Here is a 23,592-nt window from a genome sequence, read left to right on the forward strand (position 1 = left end):
TACCGATAATCTATTGCCTGAAAAAGGGAAAGCATGACTACCTGCACTTCGCGCGCAGCCTGGGGCAACCTGCTGCGTCGTCTTCACTTCTATATTGGTCTGTTTGTCGGGCCGTTTATCTTCATCGCTGCGCTCTCAGGTACGCTCTATGTCGCTACGCCGCAGCTGGAAAATGCGCTTTATCATCATGCCCTGTTCAGCGAGACCGAGGGAGAAGCGCGTCCCCTTGCTGAACAGATCGCGGTCGCAGAAAAGGTCACCGGCGGAGGGCTACCTCTGCATGCGGTACGTCCGGGCCTGGTTGCAGGTGAGACCACCCGGGTGATGTATGCCGACCCGGCGCTGAACGCCTCTGAGAACCGGGCCATCTTTATCGACCCGGTCAGCCTGGCGGTGCGCGGCGATATGACCGTCTATGGCACCAGCGGTATCCTGCCGTTACGCCAGAAGATTGATTATCTGCATCGGTCATTACTGCTGGGCGATATCGGGCGTATCTACAGCGAGCTGGCCGCGTCATGGATGTGGATCGCTGCGCTGGGAGGGATCGCGCTGTGGTTCTATACCCGGCCAAAACGGCGCATCAATAACCGCTTCCAGAACCACCGTCGGCTACACGTCTCCCTCGGCTGGTGTCTGCTGCTGGGCATGCTGTTGTTCTCGGCTACCGGCCTGACCTGGTCCCAGTGGGCGGGGGGCAACGTGGATAAACTGCGTGCGCAGCTGAACTGGCTCACGCCGCAGGTGAACACGCAGCTGCACGGTCCGGCGGAGGTCGCCGATCCGCATGCCGATCATCATGGTCACCACATGTCGATGCCCATGCCGCAGATGAAGCCCGACCTGGCATTGTATGACGGCGTAATGAACGCGGCTTATGCAGCAGGTATTGATGCCACGAAGCTGGAGATTCGCCCGGCGAAAAGCGCTACCACGGCGTGGACGGTAACGGAGATCGATCGCGGCTGGCCGACGCAGGTGGATGCGGTGGCTGTTGACCCGGCGACCCTGACGGTGATCGATCGGACCCGCTTTGCGGATTTCCCGCTGATGGCCAAACTGACCCGCTGGGGTGTGGATTTCCATATGGGGGTGCTGTTTGGCCTGCCAAACCAGCTGGTGCTGATCGCTTTTGGCCTCGCGCTGTGTGTGATGATCGTCTGGGGATACCGGATGTGGTGGATGCGAAGACCCCGCCAGACGGCAACCAATCCGGCGCAGACGCTGTGTCAGAGCTGGCTGGCGTTGCCGCTGTGGGGGCGCGTGCTCTCTTTCGCTATCGCCTTTTTACTGGGGCTGGCGATGCCAGTAATGGGATGCAGCCTGGCGCTGTTCGTCATCGTTGACTGGCTGCGCTGGCGCGGGGCATCAGCGGCGTTGTCTTCTACGCGGAATTTCTAGGACGCTGATGCTTCACCAGATACATATTCCGGTCGGCTTGATCGAGCAACGCTTCAACGGAATGGTGTTCCCAGCCCAGCGCGAAGCCAATGCTGAGCGACATTCTGGTGCTGAGTCCGTTTTGCAGCTCATATGAGGGGCTGAACTGCTGCGTCAGCGCAGCGCAAAGGCGCAGAACCTCGTACTCCGAGTGGACGCCATACAGAATGATGGCAAATTCATCCCCGCCCAGACGATAGGGCTGATGACGCCCGCCGCTGAATTCGACCATGCGGCGGGCCACTTCAATCAGCACATCGTCGCCCGCGGCGTGCCCCCAGGTATCGTTAATCAGCTTGAAGTCATCGCAATCCAGGAAGAGCAGGGCGGCGTTAGCCCGCGAGGAGGCGTCACTCATCAGGGCCGAGATGCGGGTACGAAAAGCGGCCCGATTCGCCAGCCCGGTGAGCGGGTCGTGCATGGCAGTGCGCAGCAGCTGGGCATTTTTCGCCTGTAGTTTGCGCTGCCACTCCTCCATTTCATCCAGCAGGCTGTTGAAGTCCTGACCGAAACGATGAAATTCATCAATACGCTCCTCTGGCACCCGGCGGGAGAAATTCCGGTTCGTACGGACATCATGCACCACCTCGGTAATGTTTTGCAGGGCGGTGACCACGCCATTGTGCAGGGTGCGGGTTATCGCTAACGCCACCAGGGAGGCAAACAGGATGCAACCGGTTAACACGGCCAGAGACGTCCAGAGAAAGTGACTAATAAGGCTGTCACGTGCGGTAAGGCGTAATTCACCAATCGGCAGGTTGTTGTGCCAGACGCGCTGTCTGATGGGCTGGGGGAATAACCACTGGCTGACCAGTTGACTCAGGGGATCCGCCTGCACGTCTGGCTCCATTGACCACGCCGCAAAAGGGTTATCGTGGCGGTCCAGCAATATTGCTGACGAAAATTGCCCCTGTTTGCCGAGTGTGGCCAGCGCTTCGTGAGCGGCGGCGGTATCATTAAAGACCAGCGTCGCCTCCAGGCTGCGACTTACCGTGGCGCTGGTTAATTCAAGGTTTCGTTGCGCGTACTGTTTCAGTGTGAATACCGAAGCAATAGACAATAATAACCAGACCAGCGTCATGGTAATGAGAACACTAATTATACTGATGCGCCTGAGGGTTCTTTTGAACGTTGGACGCGGCGCTGATGTAAATTCCTTATTCATGCTTTGTATTCCATGCAAGCATTAACACATCAGGACTAACCCGGACTCCGCTGCGCGACAGCACATTCATATTGACGGAAAATCTGACCTGTCTATCGTCTATTATCAGGCAAAAAGCGCTGCCTGTGAGACACTGCGAATTTTGCTCCGCAATGAGGAGTAACGGTCTGGCATTAAATGCTGTGCTTAATTCAAGTTGGGCGTGGGGAGGCTCACTGCCAAAATAGAGCGCATGGCATCCTGCACTCAGTGCCTCTTGATCGCTATGGATAATGACGGGGATATAGGGCAGCGTGTCCGGGCCATCGATACTGAGCGCCTCAACGTAGCGGGAAGAGGCAAAAATGCACAGGGTTGGCTGGCCAGAGAGGGTGGGCCAGCGGGTATAACTGACGATCCCGGAGACAATTGAACGTACCGATTTATCCGTTCTGGATAATGTTCCGCCAATAGCGTGTCCGCAGGATATTAACAGCATCACTACCAGCGCTACCCGACAACCGGAAATGAGAAAATAGTTACCCACCAGAATCCGCCATACCACTCTGGGAATATTAGCCCTTTAGTTTTGCCGCAATAATACCATTTTTTACCCGGATCGTCATTACGTCGCGCTGATATTAAGGAGCTTAAGTAAAATCCTGGCTCCTTAATTTAAAAAGGAGCTATCGAGGTTATTAATTCAAACGGCTGGCTTTTGTACCTTCATCCATACCCTGCTGCCAGGCGGTGCGGAGCTGAGTGGCGTTTTCAGCGGTATCACAGCTGGCGGGGAATATTCGACCGGCTAATCCCCAGGCGTAAACAAAATTTTCCTGGCATATTTTCTTTTGTCCCTCTTTATATCCTTTGAGATAGGCCGGGCGGTCCACCTTAGGGTCATTAAAATTAGCGGCAAGCGTTTCACGGGATTTTACGGCCACGCCGTCCATCGCGTCTTCTTTCCCCGCACCATACCAGTCGGTGCCGGTCCAGTGAGGCTGATGAGTGTAAGGATCAATCTGACAAGCGGTTAATAGCAGACCCAAAAGCGGGATAACGGTCAGGCGCATAAGGCATTCTCCTTTTTCCATTGAGCATAGCCTGGCGATAAGAATCTATTCTGTAATTTTTACGTTACACCTTAATCAGATGTTTTTTGCTTGAAAAGAGGCGTTGTAAACTATTATTTACGAATTTTGGATTGAAATCTTTACTTGATGTGATATCGTTGGGCTTCCTCAGTGAGGAAACCACTATCGCAAACGAGCTTCCAGGACCGCAATCATGCAAAAAGACGCGCTGAATAACGTACATATTACTGATGAACATGTTTTGATTACTCCGGATCAACTGAAAGCGGAATTCCCGCTGAGCGTTGAGCAGGAGGCGCAAATCGCGCACTCCCGCAAGACCATTTCCGACATCATCGCCGGGCGCGATCCGCGTCTGCTGGTGGTATGTGGTCCGTGCTCTATTCATGATCCTGAAGCTGCCATCGAATATGCCCATCGTTTTAAAGCTCTGGCCGAGGAGGTCAGCGATAGCCTCTACCTGGTCATGCGCGTCTATTTTGAAAAACCTCGTACCACTGTCGGCTGGAAAGGGTTGATTAACGATCCGCACATGGATGGCTCGTTTGATGTGGAAGCCGGTCTGAAGATTGCGCGTAATCTTCTGGTGGAGCTGGTGAACATGGGGCTGCCGCTGGCGACAGAAGCGCTGGATCCGAACAGCCCACAATACTTGGGCGATCTCTTTAGCTGGTCGGCAATCGGGGCGCGTACGACCGAGTCTCAGACGCACCGTGAAATGGCTTCTGGCCTCTCCATGCCGGTCGGTTTCAAAAATGGAACAGACGGCAGCCTGGCCACAGCCATCAACGCTATGCGTGCCGCTGCCATGCCGCACCGTTTTGTCGGCATCAACCAGGCGGGCCAGGTTTGCCTGCTGCAGACCCAGGGCAACCCGGACGGACACGTTATCCTGCGTGGCGGCAAAGCGCCTAACTACAGCCCGGCAGATGTGGCGCAGTGTGAAAAAGAGATGGAACAGGCAGGACTGCGCCCGGCGCTGATGGTAGATTGCAGTCATGGTAATTCCAATAAAGATTACCGTCGTCAGCCTGCGGTGGCGGAATCCGTCGTCGCGCAGATCAAAGATGGCAACCGTTCGATTATTGGCCTGATGATTGAAAGCCACATCCATGAAGGCAATCAGTCATCTGAGCAGCCGCGCAGCACCATGAAATACGGGGTATCTGTTACGGATGCCTGCATCAGCTGGGAAACCACCGATGCGCTGCTGCGTGAGATCCACAAAGATTTGAACGGCCAGCTGGCGACGCGTCTGGCTTAAGAGGTTTGTTATGGTTGCTGAATTGACCGCCCTGCGCGATCAAATTGATGAGGTAGATAAGGCGCTACTGGATTTGCTGGCGCGCCGCATGGCGCTGGTCGCCGAGGTAGGTGAAGTCAAAAGTAAATATGGCTTGCCGATTTACGTGCCGGAGCGCGAAGCCTCCATGCTGGCCTCCCGGCGCAAAGAGGCGCAGGCGCTGGGCGTCTCGCCGGACCTGATAGAAGATGTACTGCGCCGGGTGATGCGCGAGTCGTATTCCAGCGAAAACGACAAGGGATTTAAAACCCTTTGTCCGACGCTGCGCCCGGTGGTCATTGTCGGTGGCGGCGGGCAGATGGGGCGTCTCTTCGAGAAGATGCTCACGCTCTCAGGCTACCAGGTCCGCATCCTTGAAAAAGAGGACTGGACCCGGGCGCAGGCGATGGTGGCCGATGCGGGTATGGTCATTGTCAGCGTACCGATCCACATCACCGAAGAGATTATTGCCCGACTGCCACCGCTGCCGGATGACTGTATTCTGGTCGATCTCGCCTCGGTAAAAAATGGTCCATTGCAGGCGATGCTTGCCGCACACCGTGGTCCGGTGCTGGGGCTGCACCCGATGTTCGGCCCGGACAGCGGCAGTCTGGCGAAGCAGGTAGTCGTCTATTGTGATGGCCGCCAGCCAGAAGCGTACCAGTGGTTCCTGGAGCAGATTCAGGTATGGGGCGCACGACTGCACCGGATCAGTGCCGTCGAGCATGACCAGAACATGGCCTTTATCCAGGCGCTGCGTCACTTCGCAACCTTCGCGTATGGCCTGCACCTGGCGGAAGAGAACGTTCAGCTTGAGCAGCTGCTGTCGCTGTCGTCTCCTATCTATCGTCTTGAACTGGCGATGGTCGGACGACTGTTTGCCCAGGATCCGCAGCTCTATGCGGATATCATTATGTCCTCGGGCAATAACCTGGCGCTGATCAAACGTTACTACCAGCGTTTTGGTGAGGCGATTACGCTGCTGGAGCAGGGCGATAAGCAGGCCTTTATCGACAGCTTCCGCAAGGTCGAGCACTGGTTTGGCGATTACGCCCAGCGTTTCCAGAGCGAGAGCCGCATTTTGCTCCGACAGGCGAATGACAGTCGCCAGTAATCTGATGATGTATATACTGAAAGCCAGCACTGCTGGCTTTTTTTATTTTGGGGAACTGTCATGGCTGAACCACGCGTTTTGTTTGACTATACGGGGCACTTACCAGAGTGCCCCACCTGGAGCGAAGCAGAAAGCGCGCTCTACTGGGCGGATATTCTGGAAGGCGAGATCCACCGCTACCATCTGCCGACGGGTGAACACAGCGTTTTATCCTTCCATGAAGAGGTGGGGTGCTTCGCGCTGCGTCAGGATGGGGGCTTTATTGTCGCCATGCGCACGGGCATCTGGCTGGCGGATAAGCATGGGCTGCTACAACGAAAAGTTTGTGATAATCCGTCGAACCCGCAGCTGGCACGCTTTAATGACGGGGGAACCGATCATTTCGGCCGCTTTTACGCGGGCACATTCTGGGCTCCGGGGGACTATAACGGCGCCTTGCTGATGCGTATCGATAACGACCTGACGCCGGAGGTGATCCAGTGTGATATCCACGGCCATAACGGGCTGGCCTTTAGCGATGACCGGCGCTGGATGTACACCTCAGACACGCCCAATGCGGTGATCTACCGTACGCCGCTGGATGAGCAGGGCGAACCGGGTAAACGGGAAGTCTTTCGCCGGTTCCAGCCGGGGGAGGGGATCCCGGACGGCGCGGCGGTGGATGTGGAGGGCTGTTACTGGAGCGCGCTGTTTGACGGCTGGCGGATCGCCCGTTTTTCACCGCAGGGCGAACAGCTGGAAGAGTACCGGTTGCCGGTGCGCTGTCCGACAATGGTCTGTTTTGGGGGCGATGATATGCAGACGCTGTTTATTACCACCACCCGTGAGAACATGGACGCACAGGAGGTGGCGGCATATCCTCTTTCCGGCGCCATTTTCACCCTGCCCGTCAGCGTGGCAGGAGTGAAAAAAGGCCCATTTATCGCGCGTTAAGCCGGATCGACCGGGACGACGTTTTCGCTCGGATAGCATCCCAGCACCTTCATGGAGCGGGTGATCTCACCCAGTTCACGCAGGGCTTTCTGCAGGGACGCAGACTCCAGGTTGGCCTGGATATCGAGATAGAACATCTCTTCCCACGGGTTGCCATGAATAGGGCGCGATTCCAGTTTGGTCATAATCAGATTGTGATTGCGCAGTACCAGCAGAGCCTCAACCAGCGCGCCGGCCTGCTGGCCCGTCGCCATCAGCAGGGTGGTTTTGGCCGGCACCTGATCGGAGACGTTGATTGCTTTACGCGCCAGCACGATGAAACGGGTGATGTTTTGCGTCTGGTTGGCCAGGTTGCGCTCCAGCACCTGTAAGCCATAGAGCGCCCCGCCCGCTTCGCTGCCGAGCGCGGCAACGGTGGGGGAGTTGGCCTGTGCGACCTTCTCCATCGCGGCTGACGTGCTTTCGGTATATTCAATTTTCCAGCCCGGATAGCGGTTCAGGAACTGGCTGCACTGCTGGAAAGGTTGTGGGTGGCTGTAGACCGTCTCGATCTTGTCGAGGTCAGTCGTTCCGGAAACCAGTACGCAGTGGTCAATCGGGATCGTCATCTCGCCGACCAGCGACAGCGTAGTGTGCTGGAGCAGATCGTAAACGTCGTTGATGGCACCGGAACTGGTGTTCTCAATCGGCACGACAGCGTAATCTGCCTGGCCGGTTTCTACCTGATTGAAAATATCGGCGAACTTCGCGCAGCCGCTCTCAATAAACTCTTCGAAGTGACGGGCAGCATACTGACGTGCAGCGAGGTGGGAATAGGACCCTTTTGGTCCCAGGAAGGCAATACGCGCCGAGTGCGGATTAGTTTTGTTCAGATGCTGCTGCAGCAACGCCTGCTGGGTGAGAACGGAATCTTCGATAATCAGCTGGAACAGACGGGTAATGTAGTGCGCATCCAGATGGTGCGTTTTACCAAGGTTAATCAGGCGTTCCAGCAGGTCGCGCTCCCGATCGATATCGCGTACCGGACGATGTGAAGCCAGCTTTGCTTTTCCGACCTCAACGGCAAGCGCACGGCGTTCGGCCAGTAGTGAAAGCAATTTTTCATCCAGAGCGCTGATCTTATCTCGCAGATCCAGTAACGGGTTTTCCGGTGTCATAGCGTTGCCTTTGTCATTTATCGTTATCAATAAAAAAGGCCCCCCGGTGTGGGAGGCCTTATTGTTCGTCTTCGCATTCTTTATCACACGACGAAACGCCTCCCAATCAGGGGAAGGTAAAAAAGAATGCGAAGAAAAACGGTTTAATGGTCATGGAAAATTCCTTCAGAAGACAGACTTAAAGTACCCGTACTGTTTTCACCCTGTCAATAAAAAACGCGCCCGAAGGCGCGTTGGCGATAGACTCAATGTAAGGGATTACTCATCTTCAACTTCTTCTGCGAAGCTGGCGTCTTTCACCGATGTTGTGGCGCGACGGGCTTCACCTTTGTGTTGCACTTTATTGAGCTGCCGTTCCAGCTTGTTAATCAAATCGTTGATGGCGGTGTACATATCCTCATGTTTCGCGCTGGCGACCAGATGGCCGTTTGGAGTATTGATAGTTGCGTCAGCGATGAAACCCTGTGGCTCCTTAGAGAGAATGATATGTGGGTTAATCAAGTGTGTTTGCCATTTATCCAGTTTGGCGAGACGGTCTGCGACGTGCTGGCGGATTGCCGGAGTAATTTCCATTTGTTTACTGGTAATGTTCATTGTCATAAATTTTACCTCTTGTCTTTCCCGTCTTGGTGAGTCCAGCATACCGTTCCTAATGTCAAAATGTGTGATGTAAATCACATTTTTATGTCACTTTTTGTCAACGGATTCTTTTTGTGAGGCAGGACAGGAACACGTAACATTTACCTTGTCGAAGCGACAAATTGCGGCCATAGTTGATAGGATTCGTGCAGGCTAAACCGCTTCAGCTTGATGCGGAAATGGATAAAAAAACGGCAGCCCTGAGGCTGCCGTTTTGCATTCTACTGGACGATCAGGAGCTGCTGCTGTTCGCGGCGATGATCTTCGCCACTTTGTCAGCCTGGGAGGTCATCTGCAGCTGGCGATAGGCGTTTTCCATCAGCTTCAGGCCATCACGCGTTGCCTGAGTATCCGGATAATCACGCAGCATGCCTTCGACGCGGTTCACGACGGCAACGTATGCACCACGACGGGTATAGTATTCCGCCACAGAGTATTCGTATTTCGCCAGACGGTCTTTCAGGAACACCAGACGTTTGCTGGCATCCGTTACGTACTGGCTGTTCGGGTAGCCGCGAACCAGTTTAGAGAAGTCATTAAACGCATCGCGGGCGTGCTGCGGGTCGCGGTCGGAGCGATCCACACCAAAGAAGCCCTGCAGCGCGCTGTCATCCAGCGCCATATTGGTCAGGCCGCGCATATACATCACGTAGTCAATATTCGGATGGGTCGGATTCAGACGCATGAAGCGATCAATCGTCGCCTGGGCCAGTGGCAGATCGGCATTTTTATAGTAGGCGTAGATCAGATCCAACTGTACCTGCTGGGAGTACGGGCCAAATGGATAGCGATTATCCAGCGCTTCCAGTTGCGTTATCGCCTGTTTCCAGTTACCGTCCTGCAGCTTTTGCTGAGCAGTCGCATAGATTTCATTCGGCGGATTGTCAGGGACCTGTTCATTCGAACCGGAGCAGCCTACCAAAGCCAGGCTCAACGTGGCCGCTGCCACCAGATATTTCATGCGCGTCATGACGTTTTGACTTTCCTCAAATGTTTGTCCGGGAGAATCTCTTTCCTGCTCCCGATTAAGACCAGCTACAATAGCACACTATATTAAACGGCAAAGCCGTAAAACCCAACGTTAAACGAAGAAGCAGTCTATGGCACAACGAGTAGAACTCACCGCAACAGTCTCCGAAAAACAGCTCGGACAACGCTTAGATCAGGCTTTGGCCGAAATGTTCCCTGATTATTCGCGTTCACGCATAAAAGAATGGATTCTTGACCAGCGCGTGCTGGTAAATGGCAAGATCTGGGACAAGCCAAAAGAGAAAGTGTTGGGTGGGGAAGTGGTCGCCATCAATGCTGATATCGAAGAAGAAGTCCGTTTTGAGCCTCAGGATATCCCGCTGAATATCGTCTATGAAGATGACGACATCCTGGTTATTAACAAGCCGCGCGATCTGGTTGTACACCCTGGCGCAGGTAACCCTGACGGCACTGTACTGAACGCCCTGCTGCACTACTATCCTCCTATTGTGGACGTACCGCGTGCGGGGATCGTTCACCGTCTGGATAAAGACACCACCGGCCTGATGGTCGTTGCCAAGACCATTCCGGCGCAGACGCGTCTGGTGGAGTCCCTGCAGCTGCGTGAAATCACCCGTGAATACGAAGCGGTTGCTATTGGGCATATGACCTCCGGTGGCACGGTAGAGCAGCCTATCAGTCGCCATCCGACCAAGCGTACCCACATGTCCGTTCACCCGATGGGTAAACCGGCCGTCACGCACTACCGCATTATGGAGCATTTCCGCATTCATACGCGTCTGCGTCTGCGTCTGGAAACGGGCCGTACGCACCAGATCCGTGTGCATATGTCCCATATCACCCATCCGCTGGTGGGCGATCAGCTGTACGGTGGTCGTCCGCGTCCACCGAAAGGGGCGTCTGACGAATTTATCGCGATGCTGCGTAAATTCGACCGCCAGGCCCTGCACGCAACCATGCTACGTCTCTACCATCCGATCACCGGCATTGAGATGGAATGGCATGCGCCAATTCCACAGGATATGGTGGATCTTATCGACGCGATGCGTGCCGATTTTGAAGAACATAAGGATGACGTGGACTGGTTATGACCAAACTGATTGTCCCGGAGTGGCCTGCGCCAGAAGGTGTGGCGGCCTGCAGTTCAACCCGTATCGGCGGCGTGAGTGAGGGGGCCTGGGAATCATTGAACCTGGGCGCTCACTGTGGCGATAACCTCGATCACGTTGAAGAGAATCGTAAGCGGTTGTTTGCGGCAGGCAAGTTGCCGTCAAAACCGGTCTGGCTTGAACAGGTACATGGTACCGCTGTGCTTCGTCTCACCGGTGAACCGTATGCCTCGAAACGTGCCGATGCGTCTTACAGCAATACTCCGGGCACGGTTTGTGCCGTCATGACTGCTGACTGTCTGCCGGTGCTTTTCTGCAACCGTGCGGGCACGGAAGTGGCCGCCGCCCATGCCGGTTGGCGCGGATTGTGCGCCGGCGTACTGGAAGAGACCGTCGCCTGTTTTGCCGACGGCGCGGATAACATCATCGCCTGGCTTGGCCCGGCCATTGGCCCACAGGCTTTTGAAGTGGGGCCGGAGGTGCGTGACGCTTTTATGGCGCACGATCCGCAGGCGCAGAGCGCTTTTCTTCCGGCAAGGGATAAGTATATGGCGGACATTTATCAGCTTGCCCGCCAGCGCCTGACCCGCGTCGGTATCAGCCAGATCTACGGCGGCGATCGCTGCACCTTCACCGAAAACGGTGATTTCTTTTCCTATCGCCGCGACAAGACTACCGGGCGTATGGCAAGTTTCATTTGGCTGATATAACCTATAGAATCAAGACGATCCGGTACGCGCCGTTTTCTTTTCGCATAATTCAGGTCATTCACCTTGAATAATTGAGGGATGACCTCATTTAATCTCCAGTAGCAATTTTGACCTGTTATGGGAGGAGTTATGCGTCTGGATCGTCTTACTAATAAATTCCAGCTTGCTCTCGCCGATGCCCAGTCTCTCGCACTGGGGCACGACAATCAGTTTATCGAACCTCTTCATTTAATGAGCGCCTTACTGAATCAGGAAGGGGGATCGGTACGTCCTTTATTGACATCTGCCGGCATTAATGCGGGCCAGTTACGCACAGCCATCGATCAGGCGCTGAGCCGTTTACCGCAGGTAGAGGGCACAGGCGGAGATGTTCAGCCGTCTCAGGATCTGGTTCGCGTATTAAACCTGTGCGACAAACTGGCGCAGAAACGCGGCGACAACTTTATTTCGTCAGAGCTCTTTGTTCTGGCGGCGCTTGAATCACGTGGCACCTTGACCGACCTGCTGAAAACAGCTGGCGCAACTACCGCCAATGTGACGCAGGCGATTGCACAAATGCGCGGAGGTGAGAGCGTGAACGATCAGGGTGCTGAAGATCAGCGTCAGGCATTGAAAAAATATACGGTCGACCTGACTGAGCGTGCGGAACAGGGCAAGCTTGACCCGGTCATTGGCCGTGACGAAGAGATCCGCCGTACCATTCAGGTCCTGCAGCGCCGTACCAAAAATAACCCGGTGCTGATTGGTGAGCCGGGCGTCGGTAAAACGGCTATTGTGGAAGGGCTTGCCCAGCGTATCGTCAATGGTGAAGTGCCGGAGGGTCTGAAAGGCCGCCGTGTACTGGCACTGGATATGGGCGCGCTGGTGGCCGGGGCCAAATACCGCGGCGAATTTGAAGAACGCTTAAAAGGCGTGCTCAACGATCTGGCGAAACAGGAAGGCAACGTCATTCTGTTTATCGACGAACTGCATACGATGGTGGGAGCAGGTAAAGCCGATGGTGCCATGGATGCCGGGAACATGCTGAAACCCGCTCTTGCTCGCGGCGAGCTGCACTGCGTGGGCGCCACCACGCTTGATGAGTATCGTCAGTACATTGAAAAAGATGCTGCTCTGGAACGTCGATTCCAGAAAGTATTTGTGGCTGAACCGTCAGTGGAAGATACCATCGCGATCCTGCGTGGCCTGAAAGAGCGTTATGAGCTGCACCACCATGTGCAGATTACTGACCCGGCCATCGTGGCGGCTGCTACCTTGTCGCATCGCTATATTGCCGACCGACAGCTGCCTGACAAAGCGATCGACCTTATCGACGAAGCGGCCTCCAGTATTCGTATGCAGATTGACTCCAAGCCAGAAGAGCTGGACCGACTCGATCGCCGGATCATTCAGCTCAAGCTGGAACAGCAGGCGCTGAAAAAAGAGTCTGATGAAGCGAGTAAAAAGCGTCTGGATATGCTTAATGAAGAGCTGGATGATAAAGAGCGCCAGTATTCTGAGTTAGAAGAAGAGTGGAAAGCCGAGAAAGCTTCCCTGTCTGGCACTCAAACAATCAAAGCTGAGCTTGAACAGGCAAAAATTGCCATTGAGCAGGCGCGTCGTGTGGGCGATCTGGCGCGCATGTCTGAACTGCAGTACGGCAAAATTCCTGAGCTGGAAAAACAGCTTCAGATGGCGACGCAATCGGAAGGTAAAACGATGCGTCTGTTACGTAATAAAGTGACGGATGCGGAAATTGCTGAAGTGCTTGCTCGCTGGACCGGGATTCCGGTGGCGCGCATGCTTGAAGGCGAACGTGAAAAACTGCTGCGTATGGAACAGGATCTCCATAATCGTGTGATTGGGCAGAACGAGGCGGTTGAAGCGGTATCGAATGCTATCCGTCGTAGTCGCGCAGGGCTTTCCGATCCGAATCGCCCGATTGGTTCGTTCCTGTTCCTGGGGCCAACCGGCGTCGGTAAAACCGAACTGTGCAAAGCGCTGGCTAACTTTATGTTCGACAGTGACGATGCGATGGTGCGTATCGATATGTCCGAGTTTATGGAAAAACACTCCGTTTCACGTCTGGTCGGTGCGCCTCCTGGTTATGTTGGTTATGAAGAAGGCGGTTACCTGACGGAAGCAGTGCGCCGTCGTCCTTATTCCGTCATCCTGCTGGATGAGGTGGAAAAAGCGCATCCGGATGTGTTCAACATTCTGCTACAGGTACTGGATGATGGTCGTCTGACGGACGGGCAGGGGAGAACGGTCGACTTCCGTAATACGGTTGTCATCATGACTTCGAACCTGGGTTCTGATTTGATTCAGGAACGTTTCGGTGAACTGGATTACAGCCATATGAAGGACCTGGTGCTCGGGGTGGTGAGCCATAACTTCCGTCCTGAGTTCATCAACCGTATTGATGAAGTGGTGGTCTTCCATCCTCTGGGTGAGAAACACATTGCCTCGATTGCGCAGATTCAGCTGCAGCGTCTCTATAAACGTCTGGAAGAGCGTGGGTATGAAATTCACATTTCCGACGATGCGCTGAAGCTGCTGAGCGAGAATGGTTACGATCCGGTATACGGTGCGCGTCCATTAAAACGTGCTATCCAGCAGCAGATCGAAAACCCGCTGGCACAGCAGATCCTCTCTGGGGAGCTGATTCCGGGCAAAGTTATCCGTCTGGAAGCTAACGACGATCGCATTGTGGCAGTGCAGTAAATCACAAAACGCAAAAACGAGCCCCCGGAGGGCTCGTTTTTGTTTAAAAACCAGGCAAAAATAGAGATCCAAATGCGGAGTTGCCTGGAAAGTGAGCGGTCGATAAATAATTTTCACTTTATACTTGCCAGCTCCGAAGAACTGCCTATAATGCGCCTCCACTGACACGGAACAACGGCAAGCAAGCCGCCGAATCAGCAGAGAAAAGCGCGAAATAATCGCTTGACTCTGAAGCGGGAAAGCGTAGTATGCACAACCCGCGCCGCAGCGAAAAACGAAGCGGCACTGCTCTTTAACAATTTATCAGACAATCTGTGTGGGCACTCAAAGTGACATGGATTCTTAACGTCCTCGGACGAAAAATGAATACCAAGTCTCTGAGTGAACACGTAATTCATTACGAAGTTTAATTCACGAGCATCAAACTTAAATTGAAGAGTTTGATCATGGCTCAGATTGAACGCTGGCGGCAGGCCTAACACATGCAAGTCGAACGGTAGCACAGAGAGCTTGCTCTCGGGTGACGAGTGGCGGACGGGTGAGTAATGTCTGGGAAACTGCCTGATGGAGGGGGATAACTACTGGAAACGGTAGCTAATACCGCATAATGTCGCAAGACCAAAGAGGGGGACCTTCGGGCCTCTTGCCATCGGATGTGCCCAGATGGGATTAGCTAGTAGGTGGGGTAATGGCTCACCTAGGCGACGATCCCTAGCTGGTCTGAGAGGATGACCAGCCACACTGGAACTGAGACACGGTCCAGACTCCTACGGGAGGCAGCAGTGGGGAATATTGCACAATGGGCGCAAGCCTGATGCAGCCATGCCGCGTGTATGAAGAAGGCCTTCGGGTTGTAAAGTACTTTCAGCGAGGAGGAAGGCATTGTGGTTAATAACCGCAGTGATTGACGTTACTCGCAGAAGAAGCACCGGCTAACTCCGTGCCAGCAGCCGCGGTAATACGGAGGGTGCAAGCGTTAATCGGAATTACTGGGCGTAAAGCGCACGCAGGCGGTCTGTTAAGTCAGATGTGAAATCCCCGGGCTCAACCTGGGAACTGCATTTGAAACTGGCAGGCTTGAGTCTTGTAGAGGGGGGTAGAATTCCAGGTGTAGCGGTGAAATGCGTAGAGATCTGGAGGAATACCGGTGGCGAAGGCGGCCCCCTGGACAAAGACTGACGCTCAGGTGCGAAAGCGTGGGGAGCAAACAGGATTAGATACCCTGGTAGTCCACGCCGTAAACGATGTCGACTTGGAGGTTGTGCCCTTGAGGCGTGGCTTCCGGAGCTAACGCGTTAAGTCGACCGCCTGGGGAGTACGGCCGCAAGGTTAAAACTCAAATGAATTGACGGGGGCCCGCACAAGCGGTGGAGCATGTGGTTTAATTCGATGCAACGCGAAGAACCTTACCTACTCTTGACATCCAGAGAACTTGCCAGAGATGGCTTGGTGCCTTCGGGAACTCTGAGACAGGTGCTGCATGGCTGTCGTCAGCTCGTGTTGTGAAATGTTGGGTTAAGTCCCGCAACGAGCGCAACCCTTATCCTTTGTTGCCAGCGGTCCGGCCGGGAACTCAAAGGAGACTGCCAGTGATAAACTGGAGGAAGGTGGGGATGACGTCAAGTCATCATGGCCCTTACGAGTAGGGCTACACACGTGCTACAATGGCGCATACAAAGAGAAGCGACCTCGCGAGAGCAAGCGGACCTCATAAAGTGCGTCGTAGTCCGGATTGGAGTCTGCAACTCGACTCCATGAAGTCGGAATCGCTAGTAATCGTAGATCAGAATGCTACGGTGAATACGTTCCCGGGCCTTGTACACACCGCCCGTCACACCATGGGAGTGGGTTGCAAAAGAAGTAGGTAGCTTAACCTTCGGGAGGGCGCTTACCACTTTGTGATTCATGACTGGGGTGAAGTCGTAACAAGGTAACCGTAGGGGAACCTGCGGTTGGATCACCTCCTTACCTTAAAGAACCTGCCTTTGCAGTGCTCACACAGATTGTCTGATAGAAAGTGAATAGCAAGGCGTCTTGCGATTGAGACTTCAGTGTCCCCTTCGTCTAGAGGCCCAGGACACCGCCCTTTCACGGCGGTAACAGGGGTTCGAATCCCCTAGGGGACGCCACTTGCTGGTTTGTGAGTGAAAGTCACCTGCCTTTATATCTCAAAACTAACTCATCGAGTTACGTTTGAGATATTTGCTCTTTAAAAATCTGGATCAAGCTGAAAATTGAAACGACACACGTTAAGTGTGTTCGAGTCTCTCAAATTTTCACAACACGAAGTGAAACAGCTTCGGGTTGTGAGGTTAAGCGACTAAGCGTACACGGTGGATGCCCTGGCAGTCAGAGGCGATGAAGGACGTGCTAATCTGCGAAAAGCGCCGGCGAGGTGATATGAACCCTTGACCCGGCGATGTCCGAATGGGGAAACCCAGTGCAATTCGTTGCACTATCGTTAGCTGAATACATAGGCTAACGAGGCGAACCGGGGGAACTGAAACATCTAAGTACCCCGAGGAAAAGAAATCAACCGAGATTCCCCCAGTAGCGGCGAGCGAACGGGGAGCAGCCCGGAGTCTGAATCAGCTTGTGTGTTAGTGGAAGCGTCTGGAAAGTCGCAGGGTACAGGGTGATACTCCCGTACACGAAAGCACACAGGCTGTGAACTCGAAGAGTAGGGCGGGACACGTGGTATCCTGTCTGAATATGGGGGGACCATCCTCCAAGGCTAAATACTCCTGACTGACCGATAGTGAACCAGTACCGTGAGGGAAAGGCGAAAAGAACCCCGGCGAGGGGAGTGAAAAAGAACCTGAAACCGTGTACGTACAAGCAGTGGGAGCACCTTCGGGTGTGACTGCGTACCTTTTGTATAATGGGTCAGCGACTTATATTCTGTAGCAAGGTTAACCGTATAGGGGAGCCGAAGGGAAACCGAGTCTTAACTGGGCGTTAAGTTGCAGGGTATAGACCCGAAACCCGGTGATCTAGCCATGGGCAGGTTGAAGGTTGGGTAACACTAACTGGAGGACCGAACCGACTAATGTTGAAAAATTAGCGGATGACCTGTGGCTGGGGGTGAAAGGCCAATCAAACCGGGAGATAGCTGGTTCTCCCCGAAAGCTATTTAGGTAGCGCCTCGTGAATTCATCTCCGGGGGTAGAGCACTGTTTCGGCTAGGGGGCCATCCCGGCTTACCAACCCGATGCAAACTGCGAATACCGGAGAATGTTATCACGGGAGACACACGGCGGGTGCTAACGTCCGTCGTGAAGAGGGAAACAACCCAGACCGCCAGCTAAGGTCCCAAAGTCATGGTTAAGTGGGAAACGATGTGGGAAGGCACAGACAGCCAGGATGTTGGCTTAGAAGCAGCCATCATTTAAAGAAAGCGTAATAGCTCACTGGTCGAGTCGGCCTGCGCGGAAGATGTAACGGGGCTAAACCATGCACCGAAGCTGCGGCAGCGACACTATGTGTTGTTGGGTAGGGGAGCGTTCTGTAAGCCTGCGAAGGTGTGCTGTGAGGCATGCTGGAGGTATCAGAAGTGCGAATGCTGACATAAGTAACGATAAAGCGGGTGAAAAGCCCGCTCGCCGGAAGACCAAGGGTTCCTGTCCAACGTTAATCGGGGCAGGGTGAGTCGACCCCTAAGGCGAGGCCGAAAGGCGTAGTCGATGGGAAACAGGTTAATATTCCTGTACTCGGTGTTACTGCGAAGGGGGGACGGAGAAGGCTATGTTGGCCGGGCGACGGTTGTCCCGGTTTAAGCATGTAGGCGGAGGTTCCAGGTAAATCCGGTACCTTGTTAACGCTGAGGTGTGATGACGAGGCACTACGGTGCTGAAGCAACAAATGCCCTGCTTCCAGGAAAAGCCTCTAAGCATCAGGTAACATCAAATCGTACCCCAAACCGACACAGGTGGTCAGGTAGAGAATACCAAGGCGCTTGAGAGAACTCGGGTGAAGGAACTAGGCAAAATGGTGCCGTAACTTCGGGAGAAGGCACGCTGATATGTAGGTGAAGCCCCTGCGGGTGGAGCTGAAATCAGTCGAAGATACCAGCTGGCTGCAACTGTTTATTAAAAACACAGCACTGTGCAAACACGAAAGTGGACGTATACGGTGTGACGCCTGCCCGGTGCCGGAAGGTTAATTGATGGGGTCAGCGGCAACGCGAAGCTCTTGATCGAAGCCCCGGTAAACGGCGGCCGTAACTATAACGGTCCTAAGGTAGCGAAATTCCTTGTCGGGTAAGTTCCGACCTGCACGAATGGCGTAATGATGGCCAGGCTGTCTCCACCCGAGACTCAGTGAAATTGAAATCGCTGTGAAGATGCAGTGTACCCGCGGCAAGACGGAAAGACCCCGTGAACCTTTACTATAGCTTGACACTGAACACTGGTCCTTGATGTGTAGGATAGGTGGGAGGCTTTGAAGCGTGGACGCCAGTCTGCGTGGAGCCGTCCTTGAAATACCACCCTTTAATGGCTGGTGTTCTAACGTAGACCCGTAATCCGGGTTGCGGACAGTGTCTGGTGGGTAGTTTGACTGGGGCGGTCTCCTCCTAAAGAGTAACGGAGGAGCACGAAGGTCAGCTAATCCTGGTCGGACATCAGGAGGTTAGTGCAATGGCATAAGCTGGCTTGACTGCGAGAGTGACGGCTCGAGCAGGTGCGAAAGCAGGTCATAGTGATCCGGTGGTTCTGTATGGAAGGGCCATCGCTCAACGGATAAAAGGTACTCCGGGGATAACAGGCTGATACCGCCCAAGAGTTCATATCGACGGCGGTGTTTGGCACCTCGATGTCGGCTCATCACATCCTGGGGCTGAAGTAGGTCCCAAGGGTATGGCTGTTCGCCATTTAAAGTGGTACGCGAGCTGGGTTTAGAACGTCGTGAGACAGTTCGGTCCCTATCTGCCGTGGGCGCTGGAGAATTGAGGGGGGCTGCTCCTAGTACGAGAGGACCGGAGTGGACGCATCACTGGTGTTCGGGTTGTCATGCCAATGGCACTGCCCGGTAGCTAAATGCGGAAGAGATAAGTGCTGAAAGCATCTAAGCACGAAACTTGCCCCGAGATGAGTTCTCCCTGACCCTTTAAGGGTCCTGAAGGAACGTTGAAGACGACGACGTTGATAGGCCGGGTGTGTAAGCGCAGCGATGCGTTGAGCTAACCGGTACTAATGAACCGTGAGGCTTAACCTTACAACGCCGAAGCTGTTTCGGTGGGTTTGAGAGATTTTCAGCATTGATTCAGAGTTAAGTACACAATAGTTTGCGCAGCAGCAAGGCGGCAAGCGAAGGAAAGGAAGGAGCATACTGAAGTATGTGACTGACTTTACGAGCGCGGCCAACGCGGCTGATGCGATAAAGTATTGCGTACAGAGCACCAAGAATTTGCCTGGCGGCTGTAGCGCGGTGGTCCCACCTGACCCCATGCCGAACTCAGAAGTGAAACGCCGTAGCGCCGATGGTAGTGTGGGGTCTCCCCATGCGAGAGTAGGGAACTGCCAGGCATCAAATTAAAAAACCCCGTACCTTATGGTGCGGGGTTTTTTGCTTTTCCACCCTGGCGGGCACAATCAACAATCTCTGGCTAAAATAACAAGATACGCATCGTCAGCGAGGTTATTTTGCCGAACCCCCCCTTTAACTATCAACAAGATTTCGCCAACATAAACTTTCGCGACCATCCTGAGCTTTACCAGGTAGGGCGGGGAGAACAAGGCGTTCTGCTGGTTGAACCTTACAAAAGCGAAATTCTGCCCTACTGGCGATACAAAAATGCTGAGGTTGCGACAAAATCTGCGCAGGAAATATACGCACTCTTTGAGCAATACCGTCAGCAAGACGATTTTGTGGGCATGGATATGGCCAGAAAATTCATCCAGATGGGATATACCCGCGCCAGACGCTACGCCAACCACAAAGGCGGAAAAAAGTACGATGATGAACGCAATGTTCGTCCACTGGATCACGATCCCGTTAAAGCCGAAGCCGCAAAAGTATTCAAAGGATGGTGGGACAAAATTCGCGCCGATGAGGATTATTTACAGAGAAAACAAGCGCATCAAAAAAAGTGGGGCTGATGATGTTATCCGTGTCAGGACGCATTTTGTGACGGAGATAACAAAATTAAATGAAACATAATAGAAACAATTATTTTACCTAACGTTAAATTTTAAATCTGGTTTTACTGGAGTGGGTGCTTTGGCCCGCATTGTAAGACAGGGGATTTAAAATGACAGAAACCGTAGCAAGTACAGATACGGATAGTAAAAAACTGGCAGAGGACGATACTCGCCGCAGGATTTGGGCAATCGTCGGTGCATCTTCAGGCAATCTGGTTGAATGGTTCGACTTTTACGTGTACTCGTTTTGCTCGCTCTATTTTGCCCATATCTTCTTCCCATCCGGCAACACCACTACCCAGCTTCTGCAAACTGCAGGCGTTTTCGCCGCAGGCTTTTTGATGCGTCCAATCGGCGGCTGGCTCTTTGGGCGTATTGCCGATCGAAAGGGGCGAAAAACGTCCATGCTGATCTCCGTCTGCATGATGTGTTTCGGCTCCCTGGTTATCGCCTGCCTTCCGGGCTATGACACTATCGGCACTTGGGCTCCAGCCTTACTGCTGTTGGCGCGTTTGTTCCAGGGACTTTCCGTTGGGGGGGAATATGGCACAAGCGCGACATATATGAGTGAAGTTGCCGTGGAAGGGCGTAAAGGCTTTTATGCCTCATTTCAGTACGTCACCCTGATCGGGGGACAGCTCCTGGCAATTCTGGCCGTCGTGATCCTGCAACAGGTTCTGAGTGATGAAGATCTCCGTGCCTGGGGATGGCGTATTCCTTTTGCGCTTGGCGCCCTCCTTGCCATTGTGGCGCTGTGGCTGCGCCGTCAGCTGGACGAAACGTCGCGTAAAGAGGTAAGGACGTTAAAAGAGGCAGGTTCTTTTAAGGGCTTGTGGCGTAACCGGAAGGCCTTTTTAATGGTGCTCGGCTTTACGGCTGGCGGTTCGCTCACCTTCTATACCTTCACTACCTATATGCAGAAGTATCTGGTTAATACAACGGGTATGCACGCTAACGTGGCGAGCATGGTCATGACGGTGGCGCTCTTTGTCTTTATGCTCATCCAGCCCATTATCGGTGCGCTGTCGGATAGAATCGGTCGTCGTAGCTCAATGCTGATTTTCGGCGGGTTGTCGGCAATATGTACTGTGCCCATTCTCACTGCACTCCAGCATGTCACATCTCCTTATGCCGCTTTTGCACTGGTGATGGTCGCATTGGTCATTGCCAGTTTTTACACCTCGATCAGCGGCATTCTTAAGGCAGAGATGTTTCCGGCTCAGGTGCGTGCACTGGGCGTTGGGTTATCTTATGCGGTGGCTAACGCGCTGTTTGGCGGCTCAGCGGAATATGTAGCCCTGTCATTAAAATCGGTGGGGAGTGAGGCAATCTTTTTCTGGTACGTCACGCTGATGGGGGCGCTGGCATTTATGGTTTCTTTAATGCTGCACCGCAAAGGGAAAGGCGTGCGTCTTTAATGATCCGCCATCTGCCAGACGGCATAGCCGGTAGTCGCACCGGCTATGTCCCAGGCAAAATCTTTCCAGCTCCAGCCGCTCCCTGCCGGGCGGCTGTCCCAGAGCTCTTTCGATGCCCCCAGACTGACCGAAAACATCAGGCCGTATGCAGCGCTGCGGTCGCGGCTGTAGCCCTGGCGCTGTGCATATTCATTACCCGCAGCCGAGAGCATCGCCGAGGCTAAAAAGTGTTGCGCCTTATCCTGACCCGACCAGCTATCCTGAGCCATATGGCTGCATCCGCCCAAAACCAGGCAGCCCATTAACAGCAAATAACGCACAACGACCTCCATAAAAAAGCCCCGTCAATGACAGGGCTGAAGATTACAGGATGCGGCTAATCAACCGGTCGATTCGGATGCGACGTAAACGGCGAATTAGCTTACGCACTTTCACCGGATAGTCAGCGATACTTTGCAGATCGCGATAATGGTTCACTACAGTGGTGTGCGTGCGGATCAGATCCAGTTCACGGTCGCGCGGAGCAGCCAGCTCCTGGCGGGGATCGTGGATCAAAATCGCATTTTCTAGATCCAGTCGCCACGCGCGGGGATTGAGGTTATTGCCCGTCAGCAGCATCCATTCATCATCAACCCACATGCCTTTCAGGTGATAGCTGTTATCTTCATCTTTCCACAGACGCACAACCAGCTGATCGGTATTCACATAGTACTGCAGGCGGCTCAGGAAGCGGCGCAGGTTGATCTCATAGAGATAAGGCAGGGCGCCGATGATCTTAAATGGCTGATCTTCAGGAATGAAGAAATCGTTCGCGGTTTTATCGCCAACGATAATTTCCACCTTTTTACCGTCGCGTAACAGCTGAATGATGTTACGCACCAGCACCGCCGGCAGGTTGAAGTACGGTGTACAGATGGTCAGCTTATGTTCTGTACACGGCATCAGATGGAAGATGGTCTTGTTGAGCAGGCTGGATTTACCCAGCCCAACCAGTGGGGTCACTGCAAGCTGTTCATTATCGGCATCGCCCTGGAAATGGAACATGGCATCGCGCAGTTCCTGACGGAAAAGGCGGATCTCATTTTTGATCTCCGGGCTTTTTGGTCGCTGCGGATCGTCAAGCCGATTCACGCCGCGGCCATGCACCAGATGTTGGTCCACCCACTCAAACATGACGTCAGCCATGCGGGCATTACGCACCAGGTGATAACGATCGTAACGGTATTTGTCCAGTTGATGCAGATAGACATCGTTCAGACTCGCGCCGCTATAGAGCACGCTGTCATCAATGATAAAGCCTTTGAAATGGAGAACGCCCAGAGCTTCGCGGGTGTTAACAGGAACACCATAAACGGGGACATCTACGCCGGGGTTTTCCTGCGCCATGCGGCAATACCAGTCGGCATTGGTGTTGGACGCAGCGGCGCCAATACGACCGCGCTGGGCGCGATGCCAGTCGACCAGGATACGGACATCCAGCTCAGGGCGCTGGCGTTTGGCTTCGTACACGGCGCGTAAAATGGCGCTGCCGCCCTCATCCTGTTCAAGATAAAGCGCGATAATGCAGATACGATGCGTTGCGCTGGCAATTTTTTCCAGTAGCGTCTCCCGAAAGTCGGCGGGAGCATAAAAAAACTCTACATCATCAACTGACTGAGAAATCTTCGGTAGTTGAGCAAGGTGTTGTTGATGTTTATTACGCTTAAATTTTGACAACAT

The 23,592-nt window shown here is 53.8% G+C and carries 18 protein-coding genes, 1 tRNA gene, 3 rRNA genes and 1 other annotated feature; of the genes, 13 read left to right on the plus strand and 9 right to left on the minus strand.

Annotated elements, in window-relative coordinates; all coding sequences use genetic code 11:
* Positions 1-33 precede the first annotated feature (33 nt).
* Positions 34-1,401, plus strand: a complete 1,368-nt coding sequence (locus tag ACT3IC_RS14985) for a PepSY-associated TM helix domain-containing protein (protein ID WP_103180783.1) — start codon at positions 34-36, stop codon at positions 1,399-1,401.
* Here the strand turns inward: ACT3IC_RS14985 and dgcN are convergent.
* The 3 genes from dgcN to ACT3IC_RS15000 all read right to left on the minus strand — a co-directional run bounded on the left by dgcN (position 1,385) and on the right by ACT3IC_RS15000 (position 3,657).
* Complete coding sequence (dgcN, locus tag ACT3IC_RS14990; RefSeq protein ID WP_103180782.1) at positions 1,385-2,605, minus strand: diguanylate cyclase DgcN/YfiN; 1,221 nt, start codon at positions 2,603-2,605, stop codon at positions 1,385-1,387. The two genes, ACT3IC_RS14985 and dgcN, sit on opposite strands and share 17 nt — an antisense overlap.
* Positions 2,598-3,083 (minus strand): regulatory sequestration protein YfiR, encoded by a 486-nt coding sequence (gene yfiR / locus ACT3IC_RS14995; protein ID WP_103180781.1) that lies wholly within the window; start codon positions 3,081-3,083, stop codon positions 2,598-2,600. Before yfiR ends, dgcN begins: the two co-directional genes overlap by 8 nt.
* A 199-nt stretch (positions 3,084-3,282) precedes the next feature.
* Positions 3,283-3,657, minus strand: a complete 375-nt coding sequence (locus tag ACT3IC_RS15000; protein ID WP_103180780.1) for a DUF2799 domain-containing protein — start codon at positions 3,655-3,657, stop codon at positions 3,283-3,285.
* Between the two features lie 214 nt (positions 3,658-3,871).
* On the opposite strand from ACT3IC_RS15000, the gene aroF reads away from it, so the two are divergent.
* The 3 genes from aroF to ACT3IC_RS15015 are packed head-to-tail and all read left to right on the plus strand — an operon-like array spanning position 3,872 to position 7,007.
* Complete coding sequence (gene aroF, locus ACT3IC_RS15005) at positions 3,872-4,942, plus strand: 3-deoxy-7-phosphoheptulonate synthase AroF (protein ID WP_103180779.1); 1,071 nt, start codon at positions 3,872-3,874, stop codon at positions 4,940-4,942.
* Between the two features lie 10 nt (positions 4,943-4,952).
* Entirely contained in the window at positions 4,953-6,074 is a 1,122-nt protein-coding gene (gene tyrA, locus ACT3IC_RS15010) for a bifunctional chorismate mutase/prephenate dehydrogenase (protein WP_103180778.1), read from the plus strand.
* A gap of 60 nt (positions 6,075-6,134) precedes the next feature.
* A complete protein-coding gene (locus tag ACT3IC_RS15015) occupies positions 6,135-7,007 on the plus strand; it encodes an SMP-30/gluconolactonase/LRE family protein (RefSeq protein WP_103180777.1) in 873 nt (290 codons plus the stop codon).
* On the opposite strand, the gene pheA is transcribed toward ACT3IC_RS15015, so the two are convergent.
* The 4 genes from pheA to bamD form a co-directional block, all read right to left on the minus strand.
* The gene (gene pheA, locus ACT3IC_RS15020) at positions 7,004-8,164 is read right to left on the minus strand and encodes a bifunctional chorismate mutase/prephenate dehydratase (RefSeq protein WP_103180776.1); all 1,161 of its coding nucleotides are present in this window, start codon (positions 8,162-8,164) and stop codon (positions 7,004-7,006) included. The genes ACT3IC_RS15015 and pheA overlap by 4 nt on opposite strands.
* Before the next feature lie 29 nt (positions 8,165-8,193).
* Positions 8,194-8,319, minus strand: a sequence feature (Phe leader region).
* A complete protein-coding gene (locus tag ACT3IC_RS15025) occupies positions 8,271-8,318 on the minus strand; it encodes a hypothetical protein (RefSeq protein WP_193312005.1) in 48 nt (15 codons plus the stop codon). Its footprint overlaps the feature before it by 48 nt.
* Before the next feature lie 103 nt (positions 8,320-8,422).
* Positions 8,423-8,764 (minus strand): ribosome-associated translation inhibitor RaiA, encoded by a 342-nt coding sequence (raiA, locus tag ACT3IC_RS15030; RefSeq protein WP_032613238.1) that lies wholly within the window; start codon positions 8,762-8,764, stop codon positions 8,423-8,425.
* Between the two features lie 271 nt (positions 8,765-9,035).
* On the minus strand, positions 9,036-9,773 hold the full coding sequence (bamD, locus tag ACT3IC_RS15035; RefSeq protein WP_103180775.1) for an outer membrane protein assembly factor BamD: 738 nt from the start codon (positions 9,771-9,773) through the stop codon (positions 9,036-9,038).
* Between the two features lie 130 nt (positions 9,774-9,903).
* On the opposite strand from bamD, the gene rluD reads away from it, so the two are divergent.
* The 9 genes from rluD (at position 9,904) to ACT3IC_RS15080 (ending at position 21,873) form a co-directional block, all read left to right on the plus strand.
* Complete coding sequence (gene rluD, locus ACT3IC_RS15040; protein WP_103180774.1) at positions 9,904-10,884, plus strand: 23S rRNA pseudouridine(1911/1915/1917) synthase RluD; 981 nt, start codon at positions 9,904-9,906, stop codon at positions 10,882-10,884.
* The gene (yfiH, locus tag ACT3IC_RS15045) at positions 10,881-11,612 is read left to right on the plus strand and encodes a purine nucleoside phosphorylase YfiH (RefSeq protein ID WP_473478012.1); all 732 of its coding nucleotides are present in this window, start codon (positions 10,881-10,883) and stop codon (positions 11,610-11,612) included. The genes rluD and yfiH overlap by 4 nt, the downstream gene beginning before the upstream one ends.
* A 129-nt stretch (positions 11,613-11,741) precedes the next feature.
* The gene (gene clpB, locus ACT3IC_RS15050) at positions 11,742-14,315 is read left to right on the plus strand and encodes an ATP-dependent chaperone ClpB (protein WP_103180772.1); all 2,574 of its coding nucleotides are present in this window, start codon (positions 11,742-11,744) and stop codon (positions 14,313-14,315) included.
* A gap of 428 nt (positions 14,316-14,743) precedes the next feature.
* Positions 14,744-16,283: ribosomal RNA gene (locus ACT3IC_RS15055) — 16S ribosomal RNA — on the plus strand.
* An 85-nt stretch (positions 16,284-16,368) separates the two neighbouring features.
* Positions 16,369-16,444 (plus strand) — tRNA-Glu (locus ACT3IC_RS15060).
* Between the two features lie 181 nt (positions 16,445-16,625).
* Positions 16,626-19,529 (plus strand): 23S ribosomal RNA (locus tag ACT3IC_RS15065).
* A 195-nt stretch (positions 19,530-19,724) separates the two neighbouring features.
* Positions 19,725-19,840 (plus strand): 5S ribosomal RNA (rrf, locus tag ACT3IC_RS15070).
* Together the 16S, 23S and 5S rRNA genes with 1 tRNA gene alongside form the textbook arrangement of a ribosomal RNA operon.
* A 117-nt stretch (positions 19,841-19,957) precedes the next feature.
* Complete coding sequence (locus ACT3IC_RS15075; RefSeq protein WP_103180771.1) at positions 19,958-20,413, plus strand: DUF4385 domain-containing protein; 456 nt, start codon at positions 19,958-19,960, stop codon at positions 20,411-20,413.
* Between the two features lie 152 nt (positions 20,414-20,565).
* Positions 20,566-21,873 carry an MFS transporter gene (locus ACT3IC_RS15080; protein WP_156655043.1) on the plus strand — a complete coding sequence of 436 codons (1,308 nt, stop codon included), beginning with the start codon at positions 20,566-20,568 and terminating at the stop codon, positions 21,871-21,873.
* Here ACT3IC_RS15080 and ACT3IC_RS15085 read toward each other — a convergent pair.
* The gene (locus ACT3IC_RS15085) at positions 21,870-22,205 is read right to left on the minus strand and encodes a YfiM family lipoprotein (protein ID WP_255584953.1); all 336 of its coding nucleotides are present in this window, start codon (positions 22,203-22,205) and stop codon (positions 21,870-21,872) included. The genes ACT3IC_RS15080 and ACT3IC_RS15085 overlap by 4 nt on opposite strands.
* A gap of 31 nt (positions 22,206-22,236) precedes the next feature.
* Positions 22,237-23,592: a CDP-diacylglycerol--serine O-phosphatidyltransferase gene (gene pssA, locus ACT3IC_RS15090; protein WP_159340020.1), complete on the minus strand. Its 1,356-nt coding sequence runs from the start codon at positions 23,590-23,592 to the stop codon at positions 22,237-22,239.

Source organism: Leclercia sp. GHBNCSD, assembly GCF_055805075.1.